The sequence below is a fragment of the Achromobacter sp. 1011791174 genome (assembly GCF_059760925.1).
The window spans coordinates 1-6,444 of the sequence record NZ_JCBANH010000166.1 but is presented as its reverse complement, the minus strand read 5'-3'; the positions used below and the strand labels follow the sequence as shown (position 1 = coordinate 6,444).

Here is a 6,444-nt window from a genome sequence, read left to right as displayed (position 1 = left end):
CTGCAGCGCCGCCGGCGCGGGCGAGCCGACGGCGCTGCAGCGTTTCATCGCCAGCCACTATGACGACCTGCGTTGCCGGCTGGTGGCCTACCTGGGCAGCGAGGACCTGGCCGGCGACAGCCTGCACGATGTCTGGCTGCGCCTGGCCACCAGCCAGGCGGCCGAGGTGCGCAATCCGGGCGCCTACGTGTTCCGCATGGCCTGCAACCTGGCCGTGGACGGCCTGCGCCAGGGCTGGCGCGAAGTCGGCCAGGACGGCGATGACGCCGGCCTGCTGGCCGACGACGCGCCGGGTCCGGCGCAGGTGGCCGAGGCGCGCTCGGAGCTGCTGTCCTGCATGCGCGCCCTGCAGGCCCTGCCCAGCCGCCGCCAGGCCATCCTGCTGGCCCGCAGCGTGGAAGACCTGTCGCCGCGCGAAGTGGCGCTGCGCTACGGCATCACCGTGGACAGCGTCATGGGCGAGGTGCGGCGCGCGCGCCAGACGCTGGGGGCGCCGCAGGCGCTGCGGGCGGGCGCGGGGTCACGTCAGCCTCGTTGCCTGTCGGCGTAGGACATCCGCCGCTCAGCCTTCCTGTTCGTGGTTCGTGATGAAGTCCGGGGGCAGGGCCGGCCCCCAGACGTACAGCGCGTCCTCGGGCGGATGGTCGGTCGCGGGCCATGGCGCGCCGGGCGCGACGAAATCGATGTCGTAGGAATACTCGGCGTAGCTGCCCCAGGGGTCGCGCACGTAGCGGAAGTAGTTGGAGCCCAGCACGTGGCGGCCGACGCCCCAGCCTTCGCCATGGCCCGCCGCGCTCATCTGTTCCATGCCCAGGCCCACGTCATCCAGCGAGGCCACGCACCAGCTGGTGTGGTGCAGGCCCAGGCCGCCGGACTTGGCCAGCGCGATCAGGTGATGGTCGCTGCCATGCGGGCTGTGCAGAAAGGCGATCACGTCGCCGGACGTGTCCGACACGCGCAGGCCGAGCACGTCCACATAGAAGCGCGTGGCCCGCGCCACGTCGGCGCTGAACAGCAGGATGTGCGACAGGTACAGCGGCTGAACGCGCGGCGCGCGGCTGCGGGCGGGGGCGCGGCCGGCATTGGCGCAGGGCTGTGGCGGGGTCTGCGGCGCCGGCGCCGACGGCGAGGACTTGGGCGCGGCGCGCAGCTGTAGCGGCAGGCCGTCGGGACCGGCGATCCAGATGCCGCCATCGTCCGCGCCGGCGGGCGCGGTGATGCGCGCGATGCCCTGCTGATCCAGGCGTTCGGCGAAGCGCGGCGCGTCCCCCTCGTGGATGCCCAGGCTGAGCCACAACAGCCGCTTGCGTCCCGCCGCCTGCCAGATGCGGCCCCAGCGCTGCGGATGGCCGAAGGCGTACAGCGCCAGGCCGCCGTCCTCGTCGCGCACGTCCAGGCCGAAGCTCGCATAGAACTGCCGCGCGGCTTCCAGGTCGGGAACGCTGAACACGAACTCGTCCACCGAATGCACGGCAAGCAGCGCCGTGGCCGCGGTCGATGCGTCTGGGGTCATGGCTGTCTCCATTGCGGGCCGGCATCATGGGCCGGCGCTCGCGGTTGTCACTGCTCGACGACGATCTGCTTCGCCTGGTCCTGGTACAAGGGCGGCGCGTCGGCGCGGGCGCCGGCGGACAGCGACAGGCGGGCGGCGATGCGGAGGCGGCGATTCTTCATGGCGGGTCTTCCTGGCCGGGAGGGGGCGGCAATGGGAACGGGGCCTCAGTCGAGCTGCAGGCGCGCGACCATGGGGCCGAACTGCGCGAATTGCCGGTCCAGCAACTCACCCATCGCGCCGGGACTGGACCCGCCGGGCTCTGCGCCCAGGTCCGCCAGGCGCTGGCGCACGTCGGGCTGGCGCAGCGCATGCGCGACGGCGGCGTTGATGCGCGCGACCACCTCGTCCGGCGTGCGGGAGGGTGCGAGCAGGCCGTTCCAGCCTTCCGTCTCGATGCCGGCATAGCCCAGCTCGCGGGCCGTGGGCGTGTCGGGCAGGGCGGGCGAGCGCTGCGGCGAGGTGACGGCCAGCGCGGTCAGCGAGCCGGCGCGGATGTCGCTCAAGGACGAGGACAGCTGGTCCCCGCCCATCTGAATCCGGCCCGCCAGCATTTCGCTCTTGAGCGGCGCCGCGCCCTTGAAGGGCACGTGGATCATGGTGGCCTGGGCCTGCTGCTGGAACCACTCGCCGAACACGTGGATATAGGAGCCGGGGCCGGTCGATCCATAGGCGTAGTGCGCGGACGGCTGCTGCTTGAGCAGGGCGGCGAACTCGCGCAGGTCGCGCGCCGGCACCGACGGCGTGGACGTGATCACCAGCGGCACGTTGGCCACCACGCTGACGCTGCGCAGGTCGGCCGAGGGATCGAAGTTCAGCCGCTTGGCGCGTTGCGCCACCAGCGCGGCCAGCGGGTAGGAGATATTCGCCATCAGCACGGTGTAGCCGTCCGGCGCGGATTTGGCGACCGCGTCCGCGCCCAGCAGGCCGCCCGCGCCGGGGCGGTTCTCGATCACGACGGACTGGCCGAGCTGTTGCGACATGGGCGCGGCGATCAGCCGCGCGATCAGGTCGGTGGTGCCGCCGGCGGCGAAGGGCACCACGATCTTCACGGGCCGGGCCGGCCAGTCGGCGGCCTGGGCCAGGCCCAGGCACGAGGCCAGGCCGGCGGCCAGCAGCAGTTGGGTCCAGCGGCGTCGGACGGCGTTGCGCGCAGCGGCGGCGGGATGGGTAGCGGGAGTTTGCATGGCGGACATTCCAGGATTCCAGAGGGAGATCGGAACTACGCGGTCCGGCGCCGCCGGACCGTCATGCGCGCGGGACGTTCAGCCGGCCTTCGGCTGGTCCAGGATGTGATTGCGCAGCAGGCCGATGCGCTCGATCTCGACTTCGACCGTGTCGCCGGCCTTCATGTAGAGCTTGGGCGTGCGGCCGAAGCCCACGCCGGCCGGCGTGCCGGAGAAGATGATGTCGCCGGCCTGCAGCGTGATGGCTTGGCTGACGGTGGAGATCACCGTGGCCACGTCGAACAGCATGTCCGTGGTGCTGGCCGACTGCACGGTGGCGCCGTTCAGCCGGGTCTCCAGGCGCAGCCCGCGCCCGCCCGGCGGCAGCTCGTCGGCCGTGACCACGTAGGGGCCCCAGGCGCCGGTGCCGTCGAAATTCTTGCCGACCGTCCATTGCGGCGACTTGAACTGGTACTCGCGTACCGAGATCTCGTTGCCGGCCGCGTAGCCGAACACGTGTTCCAGCGCGCGGTCCTTGGGAATGTCGCGTCCGCCCTTGCCAAGCACCACCACCATCTCGCCCTCGAAGTCCAGCGAGTCGCTGACGGCGGGGCGGTGGACGATGGCGTTGTGGGCGCCCAGGCTGGTCGCCACGCGCAGGAACAGCGTCGGGTAGTCGGGCTGTTCGTACGGGCTTTCCTTGGTGTGGTCGGCGTAGTTCAGGCCCACGCACAGGATCTTGGGCGGCTCGATCGACGGCGACAGGAATACGGCCTGGTTCGGATCGACGTGGACCGTGGCGCCGGCGGCCAGGCGCTGGAAGTCGGCCAGTCCGAGCCCCTGGCGCAGCAGCGCACCCAGGTCGGTCCCGGGGGCGGCCAGCAGGGCCAGGCGGTCTTGTTGCAGGGCGGCGGCGCAGGGCGCGCCATCGATTTGGACGGTAGCCAGTTTCACGGGATCTCCAGGGTCTGCGTGGGTGCCAAAATAATATGTATTAAGTAAAAATATATATATTCTGGTTTTCCCTGCACAGATTGAATTTCATAGCTGGCACGGCTATCGTCACGCATGCTTTCCGCTCCGCCTTCCTTTCGCACCGCCGCGTCCGCGCTGGCGAACGACATCCGCGCCGACATCATCTCGGGGCATCTGCCGCCGGGCGGGCGGCTGCGCATCAAGGAATTGTGCGAGCGCTACGGCAGCGGGGCGATCCCCTTGCGCGAAGCCCTGTCGCGGCTGGCCACCAGCGGTTTCGTCGTCGCCGAGGACCAGCGCGGCTTTCGCGTTGCCGACGTATCGGCGGCCGAACTCACCGACATCACCGACACGCGTATTCACGTGGAGTGCGAGGCGCTGCGCCGCGCCATCGCGCAGGGCGGGTTGGACTGGGAAGAGCGCCTGGCCGGCGCGCATTACCGGCTGGGCCGGGTGGCGCTGCGGCTGCCGGACGACAGCGGCCTGAATCCGGAATGGGAACAGGCGCACGCGGCCTTTCATTCCGCGCTGATCAGCGGCAGCGGCTCGAATTCACTGATCGCCATCGCCGAGCTGCTGCGCGACCAGACGGCGCGCTACCGGCATCTGTCGGTGGCGGGCGCGTCCGGGTCCGCGCCGGCGCCCGGACGCGACGTGGCGCGGGAGCACCGCGAGCTGCTGGAGGCCACGCTGGCGCGCGACGCGGTCCGCGCCTCGGACCTGCTGGCCGAGCATCTGCGCCGCACCACCGAGCTGGTGCTGGCGCACGCGTCGCGGCAATGGGGCGCGCGCTAGGGTTTCAGGCGCGCCGTCGCTTGCCGGTCAGCGGTTGATGATCATCGCGTAGACCGGCGCTTCCCGCGAGCGGTCGACGAAGATGTACGCCGTGCCGTCCGAGCAGAAGTTCGCCACTTCCGCGCCGCCGCCGTCTTCCAGTTGCACCCAGTTGTCGATCTGCAGCAGCAGCCTTCCGGCGGGCACGCCCTGCGCGCCGTTGGCGGTCCAGTACGGCACGCCGCCGAACTTCGTGCGCCATTCCGAGGCCCAGTCATGCGGATGCGCGATCTCGTCCGGCAGGTCGTCGTGCAAGCCGTAGTCGTAGAACGCGGACTCCAGCTCGGCGGGCGCGCCATCGTCCGCGATGCGCCAGTCGGCCACGACGAGTTCCGGCAGGATTTCGGGCGCGCCATCCTCGGCATGCGCGGGCGGCGCGGTCGGACCGTCCGCCAGTTCCGCGCGCGGCACGGTGAAGACCGCGTTGGCGCCGCCGTCCTCTTCCCAGAAGCTGCAGATGCTGTCCCACTCGCACTTGAACGCGTACAGCACTTCGTCGGCCCGCAAGGGCAGCGCGGGCGAGGCCTCGTCCGCCGCCGGCCCGGGCGCCTGCAGCAGATGGCTCATGGGCCGGCCGCATTCCGCGCACAGCGGCCAGCGCGCGACGGGCAGGCCCCAGGGCAGGCCGCCCAGCTTGTGCGCGAGACCTTGCGCGGCAACGGCGCGATACCGGGGGTAGTGACTGAGCATGGGAACTCCTGGGAAAACAACGCGAGAAAAAGGGCGCGCGGCGCGAACAGGCCGCTGGCCGGCCATCATTATTCCAGACGCGCCATGACGCGCATGCGTTGGCAATGCGCGACGTTTCGCGCCCGACGTGTTGCCCGCGTTCATGAGCGCGCGCTAGAATTCGCACTCTCTCCATCAAGCGTGTTTTCCCTGGAGCCACACGTGTCCCGCACTTTCGTCACTCGCTAATCGCCGACGACTGCCGCAAGCAGCTCGATCCGGCGCGGTCTGCGCCTGCATGGGCTGCGGCACTGCCTGCGTTCCCCCAGCCTGCCATGAGGCTGCGCGCGGAACCCGACACCCGCTTCCTTTTTCCCGCGACTCTGCTCCCTCCTGGTTCCAGGCGGGACAGCGACCTGACACGCGCCCGCATCGTTCGTCGGCCCTTTCCTGGTCCCAGGCCCGTGCGCGCCAATAACGCGGCGGGCGACGAATCATGCATCACGACGATATCCATCCCATCCTGAAGTACCCGCGCACGCCGCATCTCGAAGGCTCGCGGCTGCAGCCCGGCGACAGCGTCGCCGACCAGGCGCCGCTGGCCTCGCTGGCCGGCCGCCACGTCGTCATCGAGGAAAAGCTCGACGGCGCCAACGCCGGCCTGTCGTTCAGCGGCGCGGCCGACCTGCTGCTGCAATCGCGCGGTCACTACCTGACGGGTGGCGGCCGCGAACGGCAGTTCAACCTGTTCAAGCAATGGGCGGCCGCGCACGAGGCGCGGCTGCTGCACGCGCTCGAAGACCGCTACGTCATGTATGGCGAGTGGACGTACAGCAAGCATTCGGTGTTCTACGACTGCCTGCCGCACCATTTCCATGAGTTCGACGTCTATGACCGGCGCGAGGGCGTGTTCCTGTCGACGCCGCGTCGCCACGCGCTGCTGGGCGGTTCGCCCGTGCTGTCGGTGCCGGTGCTGTACGCCGGCCCGATGCCGGCGCGGCCCGCGCAGCTGCGCGCCCTGCTGCGGTGGTCGCTGGGCAAGAGCGCGGCCTGGAAGGACAGCCTTCGGCAGGCCGTGGCGCGCGAGGGGCTGGACTGGGACCTGTGCTGGCGCCAGACCGACGGCGCGGACCTGTCGGAGGGGCTGTACCTCAAGATCGAGGACGATCGCCAGGTGCTGGCCCGCTACAAGTTCGTGCGCCGCGACTTCGTGCAGACCATTCTGGACAGCGGCTCGCATCATGCGAG

7 protein-coding genes are annotated in these 6,444 nt (G+C 70.5%); 3 read left to right on the top strand and 4 right to left on the bottom strand.

The genetic code is table 11. The features are described 5' to 3' along the window. A partial coding sequence (locus AC6LJ5_RS29690) for an RNA polymerase sigma factor (RefSeq protein ID WP_498142388.1) occupies positions 1 to 550 on the top strand: 550 nt, incomplete at its 5' end. Between the two features lie 12 nt (positions 551 to 562). On the opposite strand, the gene AC6LJ5_RS29685 is transcribed toward AC6LJ5_RS29690, so the two are convergent. From AC6LJ5_RS29685 to AC6LJ5_RS29675, 3 genes are all read right to left on the bottom strand, one after another. After that, positions 563 to 1,513 (bottom strand): VOC family protein, encoded by a 951-nt coding sequence (locus tag AC6LJ5_RS29685; protein ID WP_498142387.1) that lies wholly within the window; start codon positions 1,511 to 1,513, stop codon positions 563 to 565. A gap of 206 nt (positions 1,514 to 1,719) precedes the next feature. After that, positions 1,720 to 2,739 (bottom strand): Bug family tripartite tricarboxylate transporter substrate binding protein, encoded by a 1,020-nt coding sequence (locus AC6LJ5_RS29680; RefSeq protein ID WP_498142386.1) that lies wholly within the window; start codon positions 2,737 to 2,739, stop codon positions 1,720 to 1,722. Positions 2,740 to 2,817: 78 nt separating this feature from the next. Continuing rightward, positions 2,818 to 3,672: a fumarylacetoacetate hydrolase family protein gene (locus AC6LJ5_RS29675; protein WP_498142385.1), complete on the bottom strand. Its 855-nt coding sequence runs from the start codon at positions 3,670 to 3,672 to the stop codon at positions 2,818 to 2,820. A 114-nt stretch (positions 3,673 to 3,786) separates the two neighbouring features. Between AC6LJ5_RS29675 and AC6LJ5_RS29670 the strand changes: the two genes are divergently transcribed. Beyond that, positions 3,787 to 4,488 (top strand): GntR family transcriptional regulator, encoded by a 702-nt coding sequence (locus AC6LJ5_RS29670; protein WP_103276145.1) that lies wholly within the window; start codon positions 3,787 to 3,789, stop codon positions 4,486 to 4,488. Between the two features lie 27 nt (positions 4,489 to 4,515). On the opposite strand, the gene AC6LJ5_RS29665 is transcribed toward AC6LJ5_RS29670, so the two are convergent. After that, on the bottom strand, positions 4,516 to 5,217 hold the full coding sequence (locus tag AC6LJ5_RS29665; RefSeq protein ID WP_498142384.1) for a YwqG family protein: 702 nt from the start codon (positions 5,215 to 5,217) through the stop codon (positions 4,516 to 4,518). Between the two features lie 475 nt (positions 5,218 to 5,692). Here AC6LJ5_RS29665 and AC6LJ5_RS29660 point away from each other — a divergent pair. After that, positions 5,693 to 6,444, top strand: a 752-nt coding sequence (locus tag AC6LJ5_RS29660; RefSeq protein ID WP_498142383.1) for an RNA ligase family protein, incomplete at its 3' end; no start/stop codon positions are given.